The organism is Cellvibrio sp. GW822-FHT04B05, from assembly GCF_058800985.1.
Genome location: NZ_JBXAMU010000007.1, coordinates 118,333 through 140,027, shown reverse-complemented (window position 1 = coordinate 140,027; position 21,695 = coordinate 118,333). Strand labels below are relative to the sequence as shown.

General features: G+C 47.3%; 18 protein-coding genes. 12 read left to right on the top strand and 6 right to left on the bottom strand.

The window, feature by feature from the left end; all coding sequences use genetic code 11:
- The first annotated feature begins 25 nt into the window (after positions 1–25).
- The gene (locus AC1RJL_RS19530) at positions 26–319 is read left to right on the top strand and encodes a hypothetical protein (RefSeq protein WP_492917164.1); all 294 of its coding nucleotides are present in this window, start codon (positions 26–28) and stop codon (positions 317–319) included.
- A gap of 73 nt (positions 320–392) precedes the next feature.
- Here the strand turns inward: AC1RJL_RS19530 and AC1RJL_RS19525 are convergent, their stop codons facing one another.
- The 3 genes from AC1RJL_RS19525 to AC1RJL_RS19515 form a co-directional block, all read right to left on the bottom strand.
- Positions 393–2,375, bottom strand: coding sequence for a PhoX family protein (locus AC1RJL_RS19525; RefSeq protein ID WP_492917162.1), 1,983 nt, complete (start codon positions 2,373–2,375; stop codon positions 393–395).
- A 7-nt stretch (positions 2,376–2,382) separates the two neighbouring features.
- Positions 2,383–4,356 (bottom strand): phytase, encoded by a 1,974-nt coding sequence (locus AC1RJL_RS19520; RefSeq protein ID WP_492917160.1) that lies wholly within the window; start codon positions 4,354–4,356, stop codon positions 2,383–2,385.
- 122 nt (positions 4,357–4,478) lie between these two features.
- Entirely contained in the window at positions 4,479–7,232 is a 2,754-nt protein-coding gene (locus AC1RJL_RS19515) for a TonB-dependent receptor (protein ID WP_492917158.1), read from the bottom strand.
- Positions 7,233–7,687: 455 nt separating this feature from the next.
- On the opposite strand from AC1RJL_RS19515, the gene AC1RJL_RS19510 reads away from it, so the two are divergent.
- Entirely contained in the window at positions 7,688–8,620 is a 933-nt protein-coding gene (locus AC1RJL_RS19510) for a GGDEF domain-containing protein (RefSeq protein ID WP_492917156.1), read from the top strand.
- Positions 8,598–9,674, top strand: a complete 1,077-nt coding sequence (locus tag AC1RJL_RS19505) for an AraC family transcriptional regulator (protein ID WP_492917154.1) — start codon at positions 8,598–8,600, stop codon at positions 9,672–9,674. Before AC1RJL_RS19510 ends, AC1RJL_RS19505 begins: the two co-directional genes overlap by 23 nt.
- 16 nt (positions 9,675–9,690) lie before the next feature.
- Here AC1RJL_RS19505 and AC1RJL_RS19500 read toward each other — a convergent pair whose 3' ends face one another.
- Positions 9,691–10,479, bottom strand: a complete 789-nt coding sequence (locus AC1RJL_RS19500) for an AraC family transcriptional regulator (protein WP_492917152.1) — start codon at positions 10,477–10,479, stop codon at positions 9,691–9,693.
- 171 nt (positions 10,480–10,650) lie between these two features.
- On the opposite strand from AC1RJL_RS19500, the gene AC1RJL_RS19495 reads away from it, so the two are divergent.
- Entirely contained in the window at positions 10,651–11,898 is a 1,248-nt protein-coding gene (locus tag AC1RJL_RS19495) for an MFS transporter (RefSeq protein ID WP_492917150.1), read from the top strand.
- A 40-nt stretch (positions 11,899–11,938) separates the two neighbouring features.
- Here AC1RJL_RS19495 and AC1RJL_RS19490 read toward each other — a convergent pair whose 3' ends face one another.
- A complete protein-coding gene (locus AC1RJL_RS19490; protein ID WP_492917148.1) occupies positions 11,939–12,865 on the bottom strand; it encodes a LysR family transcriptional regulator in 927 nt (308 codons plus the stop codon).
- 157 nt (positions 12,866–13,022) lie between these two features.
- Between AC1RJL_RS19490 and AC1RJL_RS19485 the strand changes: the two genes are divergently transcribed.
- From AC1RJL_RS19485 to AC1RJL_RS19450, 8 genes are all read left to right on the top strand, one after another.
- On the top strand, positions 13,023–13,280 hold the full coding sequence (locus AC1RJL_RS19485) for a DUF2798 domain-containing protein (protein WP_492917146.1): 258 nt from the start codon (positions 13,023–13,025) through the stop codon (positions 13,278–13,280).
- Positions 13,281–13,348: 68 nt separating this feature from the next.
- Positions 13,349–14,011, top strand: coding sequence for an SDR family oxidoreductase (locus AC1RJL_RS19480; RefSeq protein ID WP_492917144.1), 663 nt, complete (start codon positions 13,349–13,351; stop codon positions 14,009–14,011).
- A 138-nt stretch (positions 14,012–14,149) separates the two neighbouring features.
- Positions 14,150–15,142 (top strand): Gfo/Idh/MocA family protein, encoded by a 993-nt coding sequence (locus AC1RJL_RS19475; protein WP_492917142.1) that lies wholly within the window; start codon positions 14,150–14,152, stop codon positions 15,140–15,142.
- Between the two features lie 125 nt (positions 15,143–15,267).
- Positions 15,268–17,505 carry a DUF3857 domain-containing protein gene (locus AC1RJL_RS19470; protein ID WP_492917140.1) on the top strand — a complete coding sequence of 746 codons (2,238 nt, stop codon included), beginning with the start codon at positions 15,268–15,270 and terminating at the stop codon, positions 17,503–17,505.
- 7 nt (positions 17,506–17,512) lie between these two features.
- Positions 17,513–18,973, top strand: a complete 1,461-nt coding sequence (locus tag AC1RJL_RS19465) for a tetratricopeptide repeat protein (RefSeq protein WP_492917138.1) — start codon at positions 17,513–17,515, stop codon at positions 18,971–18,973.
- 48 nt (positions 18,974–19,021) lie between these two features.
- Positions 19,022–20,332: an NAD(P)/FAD-dependent oxidoreductase gene (locus AC1RJL_RS19460; protein ID WP_492917136.1), complete on the top strand. Its 1,311-nt coding sequence runs from the start codon at positions 19,022–19,024 to the stop codon at positions 20,330–20,332.
- 111 nt (positions 20,333–20,443) lie between these two features.
- Positions 20,444–20,761: a type II toxin-antitoxin system RelE/ParE family toxin gene (locus AC1RJL_RS19455; RefSeq protein WP_492917134.1), complete on the top strand. Its 318-nt coding sequence runs from the start codon at positions 20,444–20,446 to the stop codon at positions 20,759–20,761.
- Complete coding sequence (locus AC1RJL_RS19450) at positions 20,748–21,035, top strand: helix-turn-helix domain-containing protein (protein ID WP_492917133.1); 288 nt, start codon at positions 20,748–20,750, stop codon at positions 21,033–21,035. The genes AC1RJL_RS19455 and AC1RJL_RS19450 overlap by 14 nt, the downstream gene beginning before the upstream one ends.
- Positions 21,036–21,084: 49 nt before the next feature.
- Here AC1RJL_RS19450 and AC1RJL_RS19445 read toward each other — a convergent pair whose 3' ends face one another.
- Positions 21,085–21,573: a GNAT family N-acetyltransferase gene (locus AC1RJL_RS19445; RefSeq protein WP_492917132.1), complete on the bottom strand. Its 489-nt coding sequence runs from the start codon at positions 21,571–21,573 to the stop codon at positions 21,085–21,087.
- Between the last annotated feature and the right edge of the window lie 122 nt (positions 21,574–21,695).

The window sequence follows — 21,695 nt, the reverse complement described above, 5'->3', positions numbered from 1 at the left end:
CAACGTCATCCATGGAGAATCACATATGACATCCGCAAAAATCCTGTGTGCTAGCAGCTTGTTGGTCCTTGCCACAATGCTTTCAGCCTGCGCCGCAAAAACCCAATACCGCGGTGCTTGCGCTCAGGAAATCGAAGCCGCCTGGAGTGAATTGTCCATTGCCAAAGCAGAAGGTTTTAGCGGTACTGTCAGCTATACCAAAGCCCTCGGATTAATTACCTCGGCGCGTACAATGCAAGCCGTAGAAAATTTTGACAATTGCTACAACCACGCCAAAGACGCTCGCTTTTATATTCGCGAATCGCGCAAAGGCCAGTAATGCCACTCACTGCAAAAAAATAAAAAGGCTCGTTATTTAGCGAGCCTTTTTTATTTGTGACTGATGAGTTCAATCAGGTTCCGATCACACCACCGTCATTTTTAGTTACCAACACAGTCGTGGAGCGTGGGCGGGTTTTACCATCGCTGGCAGGATAACTGATGCCCGGATGCTGGATGTTCAACCACAATGTTTTGCCATCGGGTGTCCCCGTCAAGCCGGTGATTTCACAACCGCGCGGCCCTACCAAAAATCGCTTTACGTCGCGTGTTACCGGATCAGCACAAAGCAGTTGATTGCAACCCATAAGCTGATACACATCTACATCATCATCAAAATCTGTTTCAATCCACAGACGGCCATCTGCATCAAACCAAAGTCCATCGGGACATGAGAATAAATCGCCGCGAATATTGCCTTTTTGGTTTTCAGGCACAGGTGCTTGCGCATGATTACCGGCGAGTAAAAAAATCTCCCAGCTGAACTCTATCGCAGTCGGATCTGAATTCTTTTCAGTCCAGCGCACAATTTGCCCGTGATGATTTTCCACCCGGGGGTTAGCGCTATTAACCGGTTGATCAGCCTTCACACCGCGTTCAATATTATTGGTGAGCGTGACATAAACATCGCGGGTGTGCGGGTCAACTGCAATCCACTCGGGGCGATCCATGGGTGTAGCGCCGAGAATATCGGCAGCCACGCGCGCGTTGATCACTACATCAGCTTGACTATAAAAACCATTGCGCTCAGTAAGGCCACCCTGCCCCCAGATTAAGGGCAACCATGCACCGCGGCCATCGGCATAAAACGCAGCGACATATAATGTGCCTTCATCCAACAAATCGCGATTTGCCACATTATCGCCGTCTTTATAGCGATTCTTCGGTATAAATTTATAGACATATTCACCACGAGTATCATCGCCAGAATAGATAGCAATTTTGCCATGATCACCCGTTGATACGGTTGCACACTCGCGCGAATAACGCCCCATGGCCGTGCGCTTTTTGGGAACTGATGCAGGATCAAATGGATCGAACTCCACTACCCAACCAAAACGATTAGGCTCATTTACAAAACCACCGTGATACTGTTTTTGCGTTGGTGTTGCATTAAAACGCGGATCAACCGATTCCCAATAATATTTGCTGCTATTTAAGCCATTGGAAATTCCATAGCGGGAATGGGATTTGCGCACCTGCCAATCAGCCGTATCGCGGTTCACAAAATAGTTGTGCCAATTTTCTTCGCACACCAAATAAGTTCCCCAAGGCGTTTTTCCCATCGAGCAATTATTTAATGTTCCCAGTACGCGGGTGCCGGTAGGATCTTGTGCTGTTTTTAAATGCGCAGAGCCCGCCGCCGGACCAGTGATTTCCATCGGCGTGTTTGCCGTTAACCGGCGATTAATTGGCGACTGTTTTACTCGCTGCCATATACCTTGTTGATCGCGTTTTATTTCGATCACACTGACACCGTGCGCCGCTTGCTCTTTTAATACTTCCTGTTCGGGTCGATGAATCATACCCTGTGCATCGCGAGTTTCGGTCGGCCCATTGGTATGCAAATTTGGATTGGTATACTCGTGATTAATCACCAGCAAACCGTGATCGTTGGGCGCATCGGCAAAGGGAAAATACGCCATACCATCGTGATTTTGTCCGGCTTGTAATGTCTGTTCCTGCCAGGTATTAGTTGCATCTGCTTTCCAGGGAGCTACACCGGCAACCACTTCATCGCCCCAGGAAAAAAAGGCGCGGGCGTTGTAACCTTCCGCAATCAGTACACGGTCAAAATCAACTGCGTGTTGTAATGGAACGGAAGAAAAACCAATGACTGGCGATTTTTTCTTTGCCAAAAAACCTGTTACATCTTTCGAAAAATTACTGCAACCAGGCAAGGCGCCGCCAAGAAACCCACCCAATGCCAAACCTAAACCACCTTTTAATAAATTGCGGCGATTTGCAATAACATCCGTTAACCAGGGATTGCCGGTTGGATTTAGCGGGATATCATCTACATCAATTTCATGTTTGCTTGATTTATCAATCAACATTTTTCGACTACTCCAAATCCAGCGCAGTGCGAATTTTTTCCCAGCTGACATATTTAAAATTTTGCGGTGCTTCAGGCATTACTTTGTGGCCATCCTGCACCACCAACATGCCCTCGGTAAAATCGCCACCTAAATTGAAATGGGTAACTTCGAGTCCGTCAGTTTCAGAAACACCATCAATACCCAACTCTGCATCCATATCGACACGGATAATACCGCGGGTTTTATAAGGCGGTAACGCATCAAGAATAACGTAGGTATTGTTGCCCTGGCTTGATACGACAAGATAATTGCGCGTCTTACCTTGATAAATCCCCATGCCCTCAATATCAGCAACCAGCACATCACCGGCTTGCATGACTAATTCAACTTGCGTGCCCGCATTTGGCTCGGCACCAATTGTCCATACCGCTACATCCTCCTCCCCGACAAACAAGCGTTGATTTTTATCATCAGCAACACAACCTTCTGGTTGGCTTTTCACAAAAAAGCGGCGTACTTTTTTTCCTTTCCAATTAATGTTTTTGTTTCCGGAAGTATTAGTAGCCGTTAACTGGATCTGTTGGAATTCACCGCTTTTTGCATTGGGGAGTGCATACAAAATTCCGTTGGGATTTTTTGCATTGGCAGGCGATTGATACAGGCAGAAGCCATAAATTTCTTCGAGATTGGTGGCTACCCTACCAGAGAAGGCAAGCTCTCCCGTGGCAGGGTCGATTGTGTAGATCGCAAGGCTGTTATCATCGCGATTGGTTGCTACAGCGACATCAACCAGTTTTTTACCGAAGGGAACTGCGTAGCGAACATCCACGTTATTAAGCTTGCCTGTATTAAAGTGTTGAACTTCACGGCCTTGCATATCGTAGACAAATAAGCCTTGTTGCTTATTCGTACCTATCACGCGGCTCTTGGCTGAGTCCTTTTTATTGACCCAAATAGCCGGATCATCAGCAGCATCGCCAAAACGCGCCATCACTTGTGTCTGTACCGATGCAGTTACCGGTACTATAGGAAATGCTGTTTTTATAGCGGGCGCAGAATAGTTCCAGTCGAATTGCACATGCTGTTGCAGACGCTTTTCTTCATCATAAATAAAGACTTCTACTTTTTTAGTAGTCGCATTGTAGTGCGCACTCAAAGCTTCAGGCTCACCTAACCCAACCAAAGGAATTGTTTGTTGCAACACAAATTGGTTATTAGTTGTGCTGTAGACCATTAAGCTTTTTTGTTCCGGTTCGACAGCTAATAATCCCTGCGGCACGGTTGCTATTAATTCGGCACCGCCGATCAATTTTCCGAAAGGTGCTGCCATATCGACGGCACGGCGACCTGGTGCTGTTTCCATATCGGCGCCGTAGGCCCATATACCAATAGATTCTTCGGCGATAAACAATAGATTTTGTTGGTCATCCACCGCGCAGGATTTGCTATTCGGTGAAATCGGTAAATTGCGTAAATGGCGGATACGCTGATTGCCATTTGCATCCAGCAGTAACCAATGCTCGGCAGTGCCGCGCTCATCCAATAAGTACACAGAAAGATTATTGGCGATATCGCGGCTTAAACACAGGTTTTCAATTTTAAAGGACGGTATAGGCAAGCGTAATAATTCGCGCACTTTTTTAGTTGACGAATCCAATACCACTAAAGCGGGTTGTTGTTCCGGCAGAAAAACAGTTGCACCCACAGTAAGTGATTTACTCTCACCTTTTTTATTCACGATAACGATGGAACGGGAATCCAGCAGTTCGGCCGGTTGATTTAAGTAAGCCAGGGTTTTGCCGTTGGCATCAAGCCAGCGCACACCGGCAGATTCATCAACTGTGAGATAGGAGGTGGTTTCCCCTTCGCTTAGCGGAGCAATCGCCGCTGCGGAAAAACTTTTACCCATTGTTGTAACAGGATTTTGTGCTGCTTGCACTGCGCATGTTGACAGAACGACCGTGGTGAGCACGGCAAAAATAATCTTGGTTTTATTCATGGATAAAGCCTCTGGTGAGTAAAAACTCCATGGCTATGCATTGACAGCCATGGAGTGATTTCACAAGTTTACAAATGCATGCTTAATTAATGCTTAAAATTAACTTCCCGAAATCAATACGCTTAAAATTGTAGGAAGGTAATACCCAATTTATAAGTAGGGCCATAACTTTCATACTGGGTATTGTATTTTTTATCTTTCACATAAGTGTAATAAACTTCGTCGGTCAGGTTCAGCGCTTCAAAATGCAGCTTGATGGATTTGGTCAAGTAGTAGCGCAAGGAGAAATCCAGTTGCACTTGGTCATCGACATATGCATCGTAATCCGCATCAAGCGGGTCAAGCACTTCCAATATGTATTTGGATTTGTAGTTAGCCGATAAACGCATACTGATAATGTCGGATTCATAACCGATCATAAAGTTTGCCGAGGTATCAGATTGGCTCGGCATAGTGATATCGCGCGCGATAAATTCGCCGTCGCTATAACCACCAATCTCGGCAGTGGAGTCAACAAAAGTAGCGTTACCGCCGATCAATAATCCATCCCAAGGTGCGGGTAAGCTTGAGAATTGTTTCGAGGCTGCCAATTCGATACCAAAAATATCAGCGCTATTACCATTCACATAGGTAACTGCTTTATCAAACTCTTTGTAACCCTCAGTACCGCCCAAATCGGTTTGATAAACAAAATTATCAATCGATTTATAAAAAGCGAATGCAGAAATGACACTCGCTACGCCGGGATAATGCTCAATACCCAAATCGAAATTACTGGATTCCAGTGATTTCAAAGCAGGATTGCCAAACTCGGCTTCAATATCACCATCGTCTTCCTCAATTAAACGGCCGGGCGATAGCTGTGCGAAACCAGGACGCACAACGGAGTTAGTCCAAGCGGCACGCAGCTGGGTTTTATCGTTGATGCTATAACGTGCATGCAATGCCGGTAAAAAATAATCGTTGGAATTTTCAAATGATTGTTGGTTCAGTAAATCCGCATCTGAATCATAGGAATAACCTTGCGCAGTGAAATCTGTATTTTCATAACGCACACCGGTTAACAGACGCAAATCACCGATATCGACTCGCCCCATAATATAGGCTGCACTGGTATCTTCGGTTACTTCGTAATCACCAATACTGCTTTCTATTTCATCCACTTCGATGCCATCAAGCGCAGCTTTAACACGGGCGGCACTGATAGTGGAACCAAATTGACCGAAGTGATAATCCACCTTGCCACCAGAAAATGCAGTGAGCGAGGTTTCGCCGATAAAATCTTCGCTGAGCCAGATATCCACATTATTATCTTTAGTACGCTCAACATATTTCACGCCAAACTTTATTTGTGCTGCGTTACTGCCCAACTCCAAATCGCGGGTGAAGTCCACATTTACACCGGTGCTTTTATCCTTGGTATTGGTGCTGCCCAACTCCACCTCATCCAATTTATAAGAAGCGGACTGATAGAATTCAGCGGGTGCAGTAATACTTATTTTTTGGGTGCCGGTGTAGGCGATATCAAATACCTCGTCGGCAATGACATCGTCGTCGATTTTAAAGATCGCGCCTGCGACATTTTGCGGTTCATCTTCACTGGATTTGCTATAGGCAAGACGGTAATCCAGAGTCCATTTATCCAGACGGGTTTGTCCGCCAAATGAAGTAGACAATATTTTCTGCGTTTCTTTACGATCTTTTAATTCGCGTTGCACTTCTGCAGTGCCGGTTTCACCCTCCGCCAGTGCATCTTCAAATTCAATCACATTCGCCAAACGAATTTCTGAATCGGAATATTCGCTGTAGAGGTTGCGCCAATATAAATCCGTACTGTCTGAAGGCCTGTAATCAAAGTTCAAGGTCAAGCCAGAGCGTTCCCGGATGATGCGATAATCGCGCTGCTCCATTTCTTCCAAACGCGCACCGTCTTCAAAATCCCATGCACCGCCGGTTTCAACATTATCGGAGCCAAATTCGCGCTTGAATGAACTTATACCAAAAGCGACACCCAAGTTGTTTTCATTGCCACCGATGCTGAATTGATTACTGGCAGTCGCCGCGACTTTAGGACTGACTTCTTCAGTATTATCGTCGTAACTTCCTTCAGCAGTTAATTGATAAAATAAACCATCGCGATCAAACGCAGAAAGGCTTTGCACATCAATACTGCCACCTAGAGAGTTAGCGTCCATATCCGGGGTCAAACTTTTGGTCACCACCAATCCCTCCAATAAATCGGAAGGAATTACATCTAACGCAACAGCACGACGATCAGCATCCGGTCCCGGAACACCGACACCATTAATAGTAACGGCGTTAAAATCTGGCCCCATACCGCGCACGCGCACGTAGCGACCTTCGCCCTGATCACGCTCGATTGAAAGCCCCGGCAAACGCTGCAACGATTCAGAAACGTTAGTATCGGGGAATTGACCGATTGCATCAGAGGAAACTGCAGTAATAATATTGTCGGCACTGCGTTGATTGTTCAATGCTTTGTTTATTCCGGCCGCTTGGCCGATGATGATAATGTTTTCCACCGCACCGGATACACCACTCAATTCAAAATTCGATTTGGTGGTTTTATTATCTTGCACAACTATCGAGCGACGAACATCGTCCGCACCGATATAACTGGTTACCAGAGTATAAGTACCCGGTTTTACATTCAGGAAAGTGTAACGGCCATCGCGCTGGCTTACAGTGAGGCGATTTAATTCTTCAATACGGACGTTCACACCTTGCAAGGCAATGCCCTGCTCTGTCGCACTCACTACACCTTCTACCTGGCCATCAGCAAATGCCTGGCTCGCCAGACCGGCGAACGCCAATGCAAACGTTGTTTTTACAAAATGTTTTTTTCGAGCAGACATAATTCGCGCAGGATTTTTCACGGCAGGTCCCCAATAATAAGTGCGTCGGTGTTAGTTTGATAAATGCCATAAGGCTTTAGACGCCGCCACGCTAATAGGGATAAATGACATTTCCGTGACGCAATTATTTCGCCCTGCTCAAGAGGGGTTATTTCCACTGAAATCGATAAAAATTTTGCTCAATTTGAGCTGATATGACTCTTGTTATTTTCTGAAAGCACTCCAAACACTCACAGACATCACTAACTTGCCCATGCTCTTTCTTTCTCTCCTTACTAAATCAGCCACTTATCGCTAATACCTTAAAAATAAAGATAGTGATAGAAAATTTTCGCTTGATCTGATTTGCCTCCTACGAATGCTTCAAAGAATTTTTCACCATCAAATTTGCAGTCACAAAAACGTCACACAAACCTGTTAACAGTGCGCGAACTTACTTTTGAGCGCTCAATAACATGTTGAAACTCCACAAATGGAAAATCGCCCTGCTGGGAATCGCAACCAATATCGCCCTGATTGCCAACCTGGGGGCGGGTGATTTAAAGACTTGGGTGGAAATAAACTGGTTGGATGTTTTCAGTGAAGGCGGATTGACAATGCTGGCGATAGTCTGGTTGCTTCTGATTTTGCATAGCCGCCCCTCTGGCCGTGTAACGCAATTGCTGAGCCTTGGTTTAACTTGTATTGCGCTGGCAGGGTTTCAGGATGTGCTCGATGAATTTATTGCATTACCGGAAACAGTAATGTGGGATCACTGGATAGAGTCCGGTTTTATGCCAATTGGTTTGGGGTTATTGACGATCGGGATTTATCATTGGCACCGGGAGCAATTGATCATCAGCGAGCAATTGCGCAAACGCGAGCGTTTGTTCCGCGAACATCGCGATTTGAATTTCACCACCAATTTAAGTGGTGCAAATTACTTACGCAAACAACTGCACCATGAATTAGCCAGACATCAACGTGAATCGGCACCACTGGCGTTGCTATTAATTGATATCGATAATTTTTCCCACATCAATCGCCGCTACGGTAATAACGAAGGCGACCGATTATTACAATCGCTCGGTGAACTGTTACTGCTCAATATCCGTCGCAACGATTTACTTTGCCACTACGCAGGTGACCGCTTTGCCGTAGTAATGCCCGCAACCGGAAAATTAATGGCAGAAACACTCGCGCAAGAAATTGCCAATGCGGTGCACCATTTTGCATTTAAAACCTTCACCCAAGGCGAAAGTGTTTTCCATACCGTGAGCATCGGTGTTGCTCTGTCGGGTTCGGATAATCTGATAATTGACACCCCGGAAGCATTGATTACACGCGCAAATAAAGCGTTATTACATGCGAAGGCGAAATCCCATTGTGCAATCCATCTCGCCGCCTGATATGAATACGCCATCATCCCTCAACAACTATATACCCGATGCCTATTACGAAATAGACACGCCTTTTATCGCTGCGCACCAGTGGCCGGCGGCATTAATTGATTTGGCGTTGGGGCGCGGGCAGGAAGAACATAAATTGCTGCGCGGAACAGGAATTTTTTATGCCGATATCCTCAGCGGTGATTTAACTATATCGTCACAACAATGTTTCCAATTAATAGAAAATGCGCGCAAGCACCACAACACGGATGAATTAGCCTTTTTGCTCGGGCATCGTTTATTTCCGGGAAATTATGCTGCCGCAGGTAATGCCCTGGTGAATGCAGCTAATTTGCAAGATGCACTGGATTCATTAACAGCTTATAAAATCCTGCTGATACCGTTGCTTAACCCACGCATTATTTATGAGCAGGAACGGCTGGTGATTTATTGGCAAGGGACAGGGGCAAGCGCAGCAACACAATTATTTTTGCTGGAGATGATAGCGACAGCCATGGGGGCATTCACGCGTTGGCTGGGTGGTGAAGCGCTACCCTGGCAATTTTATTTTACTTGCGCCCAACCTGCACACACCGAACAATATGAAGTGCATCTCGATGGCGAAGTACATTTTAATGCACCGGCAAATGCAATGGCGATTGCACGCGAATATCTGCATCGTCCGTGGCGAAATACTTCACCCAGTGCGCGGGTGATTGCCCAGCGAATGGCCGAGCAACAATTAGCGCAGCTGCCATTCCGGCAGGGATTTTTAGCAGAAACCTATACCTATCTGCACAACAATATTCATTGCAACCCCAACCTGGAACAAACTGCTACCGATTTCGGGATGAGCAGTGCCAGCTTTAAACGCAAACTGAAAAAACATCATAGCCACTTTCAAGAGCAATACGATTTAGTGCGCAAGGATCTAGCGATTTATTGGTTGAGTCAGGAAGGTTGGACTAACGAGCAAGTTGCACAGAAACTTCACTTTTACGATGCCGCCAATCTGCGCCGCGCCTTCAAAAAATGGACCGGTGCCCTTCCAAGTAAGATCAACAAACCTTGTTGATCTTTGTTCATTCACTTCAGCTATCGTTTTTATTTTGAAAATATTGATTCGGTGTAACGCCAAAATTGCGCTTGAACATCGCGGAAAATGCACTGGGGCTGGAGTAGCCGAGGAAGTTGGAAATACGGGCGATATTTTCACCGCGACCAAGACGGCAGAGCGCTTCGGCGAGTTGGACTTGTTGCACCCATTGGTGATATTTCAAACCGGTTTCTTTGGGGAATAAACGGATAAGCGTGCGCGCGCTTGCGCCGGCCATAGCAGCGAGATCATCAATCGTGTGACTGACGCCGGGTGAGTTCATCACAAATTGGCAAACGGTTTGTAAGCGTCGATCGTGTGGCCAGGGAATTTCTACCGATTGTGTTGCCGCGCGATCAATCTCGGTCAGGATCAGCGCGACTAAATGTTCGCCGCGCCCTGGAATCGGATACTCCGCCGGTTCTTGCAGCAGACCCAAAATCAATTCACGCAGCAATCCCGAGACGGAAATCGCGCGACACTCTTTGCCCAGCGCGAGCGGGATATCGTCGCTGACGTAGAGTGTGCGCATTTCCAGGTCGCTCATCATAAATGAGTGATGCTCGACATTCGGCGGCACCCAGAGCGCGCGGTGCGACGGGATTGTCCACACACTGTTGGGTGTTATTACCCGCATCACCCCTTCAACAGCGTAGAGCAATTGCGCGCGTCTATGGGTGTGACTGGGAATTTCGTCGCCATTGGCATAATGCCCGCCCCAAGCGACTATGGGGCGCGGCACATATTGCAATTCTTCCGGGCTGCGCTGCTCGGCAATACTCATCACGGCTCCCATTAACATCAATCAGCTATTACTGGCCAATTGGCACTAGCCATGGTCAATTTGTCACTTATTCGACAGTTTATGTCATTTCTGCTTTTTCTGACATTTTATACTGACGGCCCCGGCCATTACTTGCGTGATGGCTGCATATTCCCTTTTAAAGTAGCGTTTATGAGCCAGATAGAAACCCTTACTCCCGCAGGTGCGGTACTTGGCGAGATACCGCCGGTTGCGCCTGCCACCAATACCTTTGATCCTGCCAAAACGATTTTGCCGGTTATCGGGGCGGTCAGTTTTGTCCACCTGATCAACGATTTGATCCAGTCGATTTTGCCGTCGATTTACCCGATGTTGAAAACGGATTATGCACTGAGCTTTACCCAAATCGGCATGATTACCCTCGCGTTCCAGATGACTGCGTCGCTGCTGCAACCAGGCATCGGGCTTTATACCGACAAACATCCCAAGCCCTATTTACTGCCCACCGGCATGCTGTTTACCTTGTCCGGTTTGGTGCTGCTGGCACTGGCGAAAGATTTCACCTGGTTACTGATTGCCTCGGCCATGATTGGTTTGGGTTCGTCGACTTTCCACCCGGAAGCATCGCGGGTTGCGCGTATGGCATCGGGTGGACGCTTTGGTTTTGCACAATCCTTTTTCCAGGTTGGCGGCAACGCCGGTTCTGCATTTGGCCCGCTGTTGGCAGCGGCGATAATTATTCCGCAAGGGCAAGGTGCAATCGGTTGGTTTACGCTATTTGCGATTGTCGGTTTTGCTGTTTTATTCAGTGTAGCGCGCTGGACAATTCGCACGCATGTATCGATTAAAAGTGTGAAAAAACACGCGCACTTTGCACACTTGTCGCGCACGCAAATAATCGGTGCATTAACGGTGTTAGCGCTGCTGGTATTTTCCAAATACATTTACATGGCGGCGTTTACTAACTACTACACCTTTTATTTGATCGAGAAATTTTCCACCTCGGTTGCCGATGCACAATTGTTGTTATTTTTGTTTTTAGCGGCGGTTGCGCTGGGTACATTTGCCGGCGGCCCGATTGGCGATAAGGTTGGCCGCAAAGCGGTGATCTGGATTTCCATTCTCGGCGCCACGCCGTTCACATTGCTTTTCCCTTACTGTAATTTGTTTTGGACAGCGGTGTTATCAGTGGTGATCGGTTTGGTTTTATCATCGGCGTTTTCGGCGATTGTGGTGCTCGCACAGGAATTGGTACCGACTAAAATCGGCATGATTTCCGGGGTATTTTTTGGTTTGATGTTTGGTATCAGCGGAATAGCAGCAGCTGGTTTGGGCGCATTGGCTGACGCAACAACGATCGAACATGTATTTGATTATTGTGCGTATTTACCACTGCTCGGCATAGTGACTGTTTTGTTGCCGCGCATAAAGCGTGATTAATTTTCCCACTCAACTATCATGACACTGCTCGTCGCTAGCATCACACTGCTCGCCATTCGGCGGGCAGTGCTTCTACCAAATAATCCATAAGTGCGCGCACTTTCGGTGTTAATTGATGGCGGTCGCGCACGCAGGCATAAATATCCAGCGGTTCAATCTCTGCGTTAAAACCGGTGCATTCGTCGCAGGTAAATAATTCCTTCAACTCGCCCCGGCGCAAATAATCATTGGCGACAAATGCAGCCAAGCGTGTAATACCACCACCCGCAACGGCGAGGCGTGCGAGCACATCGATATCGTCACTGACAATTGCTGCGCGCACTTCCGCATCAAATCGCAAACCATTTTCGACAAAGCCCCAACGCAAGAATCGCCCGTCTGCTGCGAGGCGAAATACCAGGCAATCGTGCTCGCGTAAATCAGCAGGTATCAATGGCCGACCTGCACGTGCGAGGTAATCCGGCGATGCACAAAAAATTGTCGGCACAGTGGCGATTTTACGCGCAACCATACCCTCGTCCAATTGTTGTTTGATACGGATGCTGACATCCACCGATTCCTGCACGTGATCGACGCGCCGGTCAGTGGAAGTCAGCTCAATATTCAAACGTGGATAACGCTGGTTAAATGCCGGGATCAACGGTGCCAATACATGACGACTGAACGCGGCCGTGGAGGCGATACACAATCGCCCCTGTAATTCCTCCTGCGTAGCAGTCACCGCCGAGCGCGCCAGCTCCAACTCATGGATCAATAGTGCCACCTTGTCGTAATAGATTTTGCCGGCATCGGTCATCGCCAGGCTGCGAGTGGTGCGGGTGAGCAAGCGCACGCCCAAATAGGATTCAAGGCGGGCGATATTCTGGCTGGTTGCTGCCGCGCTGATACCCAAACGACGTGCGGCGGCAGCAATACTTCCACCCTCCACTGCTCTTACAAAACTCTCAATACCACGCAATGTATCCATTGACTTAACTTCCGAATAAGAAAATCAATTGCCAAGTTTTACTTAATACAGCAAATGTCCCTGCGTATCTACTGTGCCCCTCCAGAGATCCGTAGAGTCTCCCCATCAGATCGGATTACCGGCCCGATCATTGGCCCAAACCAAAGAGATATCGAGTATGCAAAAAGTGACCATCCAGACAAGCAACAGAAAACTACACGCAAAATACACCCCATTTGTGTTCGCGTTTTATATGTCGGCGATCATGGCGTTTTTAATGTCGCTGATCATCGTGGCTGCCAATAGCGGCATTACAGACCACTATTTAAACCAGGTGCTACACGCTTATTGCATCGCTATGCCGGCTGCATTTTTCTGTATTTTGATCGTACGCCCGCTGGTGATGCTGTTGGTAAAATACACGGTAAAAAATTAACCCCCAAAGCGTCTCATATCGGCTACTCTCTTGCCCGGTTACCCTTTTGTGCAACAGGAGATATGAAGATGAAAACTGCACTTGTTACCGGCGCGAATCGCGGCATTGGCCTGGCCCTGACGAAAACCTATCTCGCCCAGGGCTGGAGTGTGATCGGACTGTGCCGCACCGCATCGCCCGAATTAACGGAATCAGGCGCCCGGGTAATTGCCGGTGTCGATGTGACCGACGCCAATGCGCTAACCCATTTGGCCAGCACCCTGGGTGGTAAATCCATCGATCTATTGATCAATAATGCCGGCATATTTCAGCACGAAAATTTGGGCAGTATTGATTACCACTCCATCCAGCAACAATTCCTGGTCAACGCCGAAGCGCCGTTGCGGGTGACCGAAGCGCTGCTCGGCAATCTTGCTGCCGGAGCCAAAATTGCGTTTATCACCAGCCGCATGGGGTCTATTGCCGATAATACCTCCGGTAGCTATTACGGTTACCGCATGTCCAAAGCGGCGCTCAATGCTGCCGCTATGTCACTCTCACGGGATTTGAAACCGCGCGGTATTGCGGTGGCGATCCTGCATCCCGGTTATGTACAAACGGCGATGGTCAATTTTGGTGGCGATATTTCCGCCGATGAATCCGCCCAGCGCCTGAGCCAGCGCATCGCCGGATTAACTTTGGAAAACAGTGGCAGCTTCTGGCATTCCAATGGCGATAACCTGCCCTGGTAAAAATCCCGATCAACCCTGTGTTAATCCCGCGTTTTTTGCACAACTTTTGCGCAATAAAGATCCCGCGCGGCTCACTCCAAGAGCCGCGCTTGAGCTACACTGGCTGCCACTATAATCAGCTCTAGTTCGGGACATCCTATGAGAAAAATTCGTTGGGGCGTGCTCAGCACTGCCAAGATCGGTCGTACCAAAGTTATCCCCGCCTTGCAAACCTCTGCACATAATGAAGTAGTCGCCATCTGTTCAAGGGACGTACAAAGCGCACGCACAGTGGCCGATGAGTTGGGTATCGAGCGCGCCTACGGCAGTTACAACGAACTGCTTGCCGATCCGGAAATCGATGCAATCTATAACCCGCTGCCCAACCATTTGCATGTGGAGTGGTCGATCAAAGCCCTTGAAGCAGGCAAGCATGTACTGTGTGAAAAGCCGTTGGGATTAACAACTGAAGATGCACAACGCCTGGTCGATGCGAGTCACGCTCATCCGCAACTGAAAGTGATGGAAGCATTTATGTATCGCTTTCATCCGCAATGGCAATTGGCAAAAAAATTAATAGATGAAGGACGTATAGGTAAATTACACACACTCCACTCGCACTTTTCCTACAACAATCGCGAGCCCGGCAATATTCGCAACAAAATCGACATGGGCGGCGGTGCGCTGCTGGATATCGGTTGTTACTCCGTATCCCTTTCGCGCTGGCTATTTAATGAAGAACCTCTGCAAGTGCTCGGTCATATCACTCCGATGCCTGATGAAGAAGTGGATTGCCTGACTTCTGGCCTGCTGGAGTTTACCGAGGGCACGGCCAGTTTCACCGCCGCCACCAAAATTGAACCGCGCCAGTATGTCGAGGCTATCGGTGACGAAGGCACTCTTTATATTGACCGCCCCTTCTACGACGATAGTGGTGATGCGGTACAGCGCCTTCGCTTAACCCGCAACCGTATACCGGAAGAAATTGAAGTTCCTGCGAAAAACCATTACAGCGAAATGGGTGATGCGTTTGCGCTGAGTATTTTTAATGACCAGCCGGTGCCAACACCCTTGGCAGATGCCATCGCCAATATGCGTGTGATCGATGCAATTTTTGAAAGTGCTGCCGAAGGCCAATGGATTGAACTTTAAGCGTTTCGCTTGAGTGCCCAATCAGAAATTGCATTAAATAGAAATAAATAAAACTACAGCTCAATAGCAATAAGAAAAATCATTAGTAATAAAAGAACTGCTATTTATTTTTTTGGAGAGAGTGCGTGTCAGATTTTTTAACGAAGATGTTTTGCCTGCGTGTGTTGCTGGCAATGAGCCTTATTGCCAGTGGCGGGCAAGTATGGGCGGCAGATACAAAAAAAGCCGAGCGCATCGCCCCTGCGTTAAAAATCCTGGCGCGCAGTATCGACAGCGAAAGCACCAGTGAAGCGCAAGTTTTGTTGCGCAAAACCCAGGTGCATATAGATGAGCAATTGATGAGTCACGCTACATCTTATGTAGCGGTTTACATTAATAGTGATGAAGCAGTGCGCGACTACAGCCAGATCAGCGTGACCTTCAATAGTTTTTATGAAGATATCGCGCTCGAGTTTGCCAATGTGCGTACCCCCGATGGCAAGATGGATAGCATCAAAGCCGATGCCACCCAAATCCAAAGCCCGACCGACGAAAATTTTTATCACGATCGCAAGGAATTATTATTTTCGCTGCCTAATGTGCGCAAAGGTTCGATTATCGAATTCCAATATCGCTACACCGATACCAAAAAAATGGTACCCAACCAATGGTTCGATAGTTTTAGTTTTCACTGGTGGGAAAACCGTGCCGCCGGTCAGGGCACCCGTGCCGATAGCATTATTACCAGTGAATTGCATATCACTGCGCCTAAACGCATCACGCTGGTAAGCAGTGATACTACCAAATTCCAGATCAGCGAAAAGCGCAATCAAAAAGGCGATCAACAACAAATCACCTGGGTGGGACAAAATTTACCCAAAATTGAATTGCAAAATGCCATGCAGCGCGAACACGACTACGCACCTTATTTACGTGTAGCCACTACCGCGCAGTGGAATGACGTTGCACTTTGGGCCAACGAACTCATTACCCCGCATCTGGTGACAGATGCCAAACTCAACCAATTAATTGCGGAGATTAAAAAAACTGCACTCACACCTGATGCAAAAGTAAAAGCGGTATACCGCGCGATTCAGGATCGGGTTCGTTATGTATTTGCCCATGTGGGACGCGGTGGATATGAACCGCACGATGCAGCCGAAGTGCTAAAAAATGGTTACGGCGATTGCAAAGATCAAACAGTGTTAGCAGTGATGATTTTGCGCGAACTGGGTATCGCCGCTGATCCGGCATTGATCGTGACGCGCGGTCGCGGCATTCCGGATATGACCGTGCCGGGCATCAGTTTTGATCACATGATTGTGCACATACCCGCGCAAAATGGTGTGCCGGAAATATGGATGGATACCACCGGCGAAACCAGTTTGTATCCCGGTTTTTCGGTAGGCATCGAAGGACAACCGGCACTGGTGGTGAATGCCAGTACTAAAAATATCAGCATGCTGCCCAAGCTCGCAGCAAGCGAGCATTTTGCTGATCTGGAATTAGTGTTTGATAAATTCGAAGGCCGTAATGCACAAGCGAGTTTCAAACTTCATTTTGGCGGGCTCTACGAACAACGCCTGCGCAGTATGTGGCAATACTCCCACGAGCGCGACAAATATTTTCGCGAACTGATCGGTCAAATTTACAACTCAGCCGATGTTATCGAATTAACCGCCAGCAATGCCGATAATATGTGGCAGCCTTTTACCATTAGCGGGCGGTTTGCGTTTACCAATGTGTGGGGCGGCGGTAAAGAGCCAATCAATTATGCATTCAGCATCACGCAGTTAACTAATTTGTTTGCCGATTTACGCAACCTGCATAAACCGCAAGATCGCAAACAAACTTATGTGAATGATCCGGGTTACACCTTGCGCTCGCGTATTGTTTTTACCAGCCCCGATGATAATCACCAATTGCATTTGAAGACTCAGGGCGAAAAAATCGATAACGCTTACTACTCCCTTATCCAAGCCGGTAAGCAGGAAAAGAATCGCTATGTTGTTACCCAGTCGCTCACGGTAAAAACAGCCAAAGTTCCCACCAAAGACTATGCCGATTTTTATCAGAAAACGAATGAGCTAATCGAATCCAATGATTGGACGCTGAGTTACGAATACAACAAAACAGCAGCGGAATTAATGGCGCTGGAAAAAAATGGCAAATCCGACGCGGCCAGTTTAATTACATTGACGTTGCTGCATATCAAAAATGGCGCTTACGAAAAATCATTGCAAACAGCACAACAAGCCGTAAAAGCTGCACCTAAAAATGCAGAGGCTCATTACGCATTAGGCCTGGCACAAGGCTATAACCAGTTGCTGAATGAATCCGATGCATCCTTTAAAAAAGCTGAAGCCTTAGGCTACAAACTCTGAGGTCGCTATGCATTTGCATCACACTTTACTACAGAGTTTTTCAAAATGTACCCCGCGTTTGATATTGACGGCGGTGCTATCACTATTGCTAGTGGCAACCGCAGGCTGTAGCCAACAGCCGCGCACTAACACTCAGGGCACTCAATCATCAGCAGTTAATAAATCCAATTCAGTTGCTGCAACAGAAATTGCCGAACTGGAAGCGCAAAGCCAGCAAGATCCTAACAATGCCGAGCTATTATATAAATTGAGCCTCGCTTATATTGTCGACGCGGAAAAAACCAAATCGGCCACCAGCCGCGAAGCGGGGATTAAAAACTTACGCAAAGTATTAAAGTTGGTGCCCGGCAATAACGCTACATTAAAGCTGCTTTACAACCTGTATTACGAAGATATTGTTGCAGGCAAAGACAAAGCTTTTACCAAAGCGATTGATATTTTTAATCAATTACCGGCAGCTACCCGACGCGATGTCAATGCTCCCTCGCTGGGGATATTTTTACATCGTTATCTCGCGCAGCAAAAATCGGGCAACAAAAATCTTCCCGAACTCTATCGACCTTTGCTTGATGCCATTAATGAGCAACCTGAAAGCGATAAAGCTTATATCCAACTCGCCAAAATGTATCGCGAAGAAAGTTATTATCCGCTTGCATTGGCGACATTGAAACTCGGCGAAGAGCAAATCACTACCTCAAAAGGTCTGTACGAAGCTATCGCCAATACTTATGAAGCGAGAGCGGAAGCCAGCGGTTGCAGTTATGAAAAATCGTCTTACTTAAAAGATGCGATCCGCTACTACCAGCAAGCCGTACCACTCGCCCCCAAGGACGCCAGTATTCACTTTGCACTTTCGCGTTTGTATCTGGATCAAAACCTGTATCAATTAGCACTGCATGAATCCAGTATCCTGATGGAACTTGAGCCTTCAGCGGAAAATATCGCCTTTAATGCGCAAAATTATTCGGTGCTGGGTGACGAACAAAAAGCCCACCAACTATTGGCGCAGGCAAAAGAAAAAGGCCTCAACAATGGCGATTCTGCTTACCATGAAATTTATATGAACTCGGGTGATTGGATGAAAGCGGCCTTGAGTTTTACTGAATATTTGCAAGCGCAAAAAAATATCAGCGTCTATGACCTGATCAAGGCCGATATTATTAGCCAGCAGGCTGATATAGATTTTTCCAAATTGACGCCACAAAAAAAATTAGTCTTTAACAGCAAGTGGGAAGCAGCAGTCTATGCCTACTGGACTGACAAGATATCACGCACACAACTTGGGCAGGCCGCCAAAAATCGCTGCGAACGCACCGAATACTTTTTTTATTCCGGCTACCGCGATTATCGCTCCGGCAAAACCTCTGCCGCCAAAGCCAATTTTTCTGCCGTTCTCGAACAAAACACCTACCGTTTTATCGAACGGCCCTTAGCGCGTCATTTCTTACATAGCCTTGATCGCCAATGATCACGCTATTTGCATACCGATTTATCAACTTACCATGCAGGTATATCAATGCAAAACCCAAGTAGTAAACCCCGGATAGTTGTTGTTGGCGGTGGTGCAGGAGGACTAGAGCTTGCTACCAAACTGGGCGAAAAACTCGGCCGCAAAAAGCAAGCAGAAATAACCCTGATTGACCGTAACACCACACATTTATGGAAACCGCTGTTACATGAAATCGCGGTAGGCACTATGGATGAAGACGTGGATGCAGTCAGTTATCGCGGCCACGCCAATGCGCACCACTTTTTCTTTCGCGTCGGCAGCATGGTTGATATCGACCGCGACAAACACGAAGTTGTACTTGCGCCCATGCACGACGATGAAGGCATTGAATTTTTACCGTCGACACGCATTCCTTACGACTATCTGGTTATCGCACTTGGCTCCATCTCCAATGATTTCAACACCGAAGGCGTAAAAGATAATTGTCTGTTCCTCGATAGTCCCACGCAAGCGCACAAATTCCACAACAAATTATTAAATAAATTTTTGCGTATCCAACGCTTGCCCGGTGCCGATGACCGCGTGCGCATTGCGATTGTCGGTGCCGGTGCGACCGGCGTGGAACTCTCGGCCGAATTGCATCACGCCGTGCATGAAATCCATAACTACGGTTTCAATGAAGTTTCCAAAGAGCACTTGAGTGTCACCCTGGTCGAAGCTGGCCCGCGTATTTTACCCGCACTGCCGGAGCGAATTTCCGGCGCAGCACACGGTGAGCTGGTAAAAATTGGCGTCGATGTAAAACTCAATACCATGATCACGTCTGCCACCAAAGAAGGCTTGCACACCAAAGACGGTCAATTAATTGAAGCGGATTTAATGGTGTGGGCAGCAGGAATTAAAGTGCCGGAATTTATGGCCAATATCGCCGGGCTGGAAACCAATCGCATCAACCAATTACACGTAAATGAATTTCTGCAAACCACGTGCGACGCCAATATTTTCGCGATCGGCGACTGCGCACAATTTACCAATCCCGACGGCTCACGCGTTCCACCGCGCGCGCAATCCGCGCATCAAATGGCGAGCACTTGCTACACCAATTTAATCGCGCTACTGAACAACAAACCATTACACACCTACAAATACACCGACCACGGCTCGCTGATCTCATTGGCAAGCTATTCAACTGTCGGCAATTTGATGGGCAACCTAAGTAAAGGCAGCATGTTTATCGAGGGCCGCTTGGCACGTATCGTTTACGTATCGCTCTACCGCATGCACCAGTTAGCCATCCACGGATTAATCCGCACCGGCTTGATTATGCTCGGCGGAAAATTAAATAAGTGGTTACGTCCACGTCTGAAGTTGCATTGATTTTAGGAAATTTAGCCCCTGCTCCCAAGCTCCGCTTGGGAGCTTCTGCAAAAAGTTATCCCTCACAAATTCAATATTGCAATTATCCGGCATCGCCGTATAATTCAGGTAATGATATTTATTGAGACATCCCTATTTACCAAGCTCTTGGCTGAACATCTCTCGGATGAGGATTATCGCGGCCTGCAAACCTATTTGCTCCAAAAACCGGATATTGGCGACTTAATCCAAGGCTCCGGTGGTGTTCGCAAAGTTCGCTGGGCGCCAGCAGGTAAAGGGAAAAGCGGTGGAGTTAGAATCATTTATTATTGGAAAAAGTCTGAGCATGAAATTTGGATGTTGACCTTATATAGCAAATCGGAACGCGCAACTATTGCAGGACATATCTTGAAACAAATTGCAGAGGCTATTGATCATGAAAAATCGTGATATTGGTGCAGAAATTTTGGCAGGCATTAAAGAAATTAATGAGTTTAAGAAAGGTAACTTACGACTTAAAGTAACTGAATTATCAGAACCATCAGCACCACAAGTAATACGCACCAAATTAAATTTATCCCAGTCCTCATTTGCTGGACTACTTGGTGTAAGCATCCGCACACTGCAAGATTGGGAACAAGGCAGACGCAGCCCGCAGGGACCCGCAATTGCATTACTTCGTATTGCGGAACAACATCCCGAGGTGTTTGCAAAGTTGCATTGATTTTTTGAATTTTTAGGGCAAAGTCACAACCGGTTAAATCGCCAATATTTCACAAACCCACCCGCATCACATTAACCTGTCTGCCACCTAATTTTGTACGACGCACAATTTCCCAGCCGCGTTTTTGGTAATAGTCAGTGTAATCAGTGGCGGAAAGCCAAAGCTCCTCCAAACCCAAATCCTGCGCGTAATTTTTTGCGGCATCGATGAGTGAATTGCCGATGCCTTGATAGCGAAATTCTTCCAGCACAAATAAATTACTTAGCCATACCGGGCTGGGGCTGGCGACTTTGGGCATGCGTTCGCTGCTGCGATAGGTATAGTTGACGAGGCTGGCGCAGCCGACTAATTGGTTGTCGCGCAAGACGATAAGTGTTTTGGGAATGGCGTTTTCTTGTACGTGCAATACCAACCGCTGTTGGCGCAGCGCGATAGAGGATTTTAAACCTTGACGCTCACATTCCTGATGATGCCATTGCGCAACCTGCGCAAAAAATTCCGGCTTCTTTTCCAATACAAAAATATCAGGGGCAAGCATGAGCGTGGAGCTGGGTAGATTCACAATAATTAAACGCAACAAAGGGGTGAATTAACTATAGCCGCAATTTTATAAGATACAGAATGACGCGCCAGTTAAATAAGTGACATCGGTAAAGACAA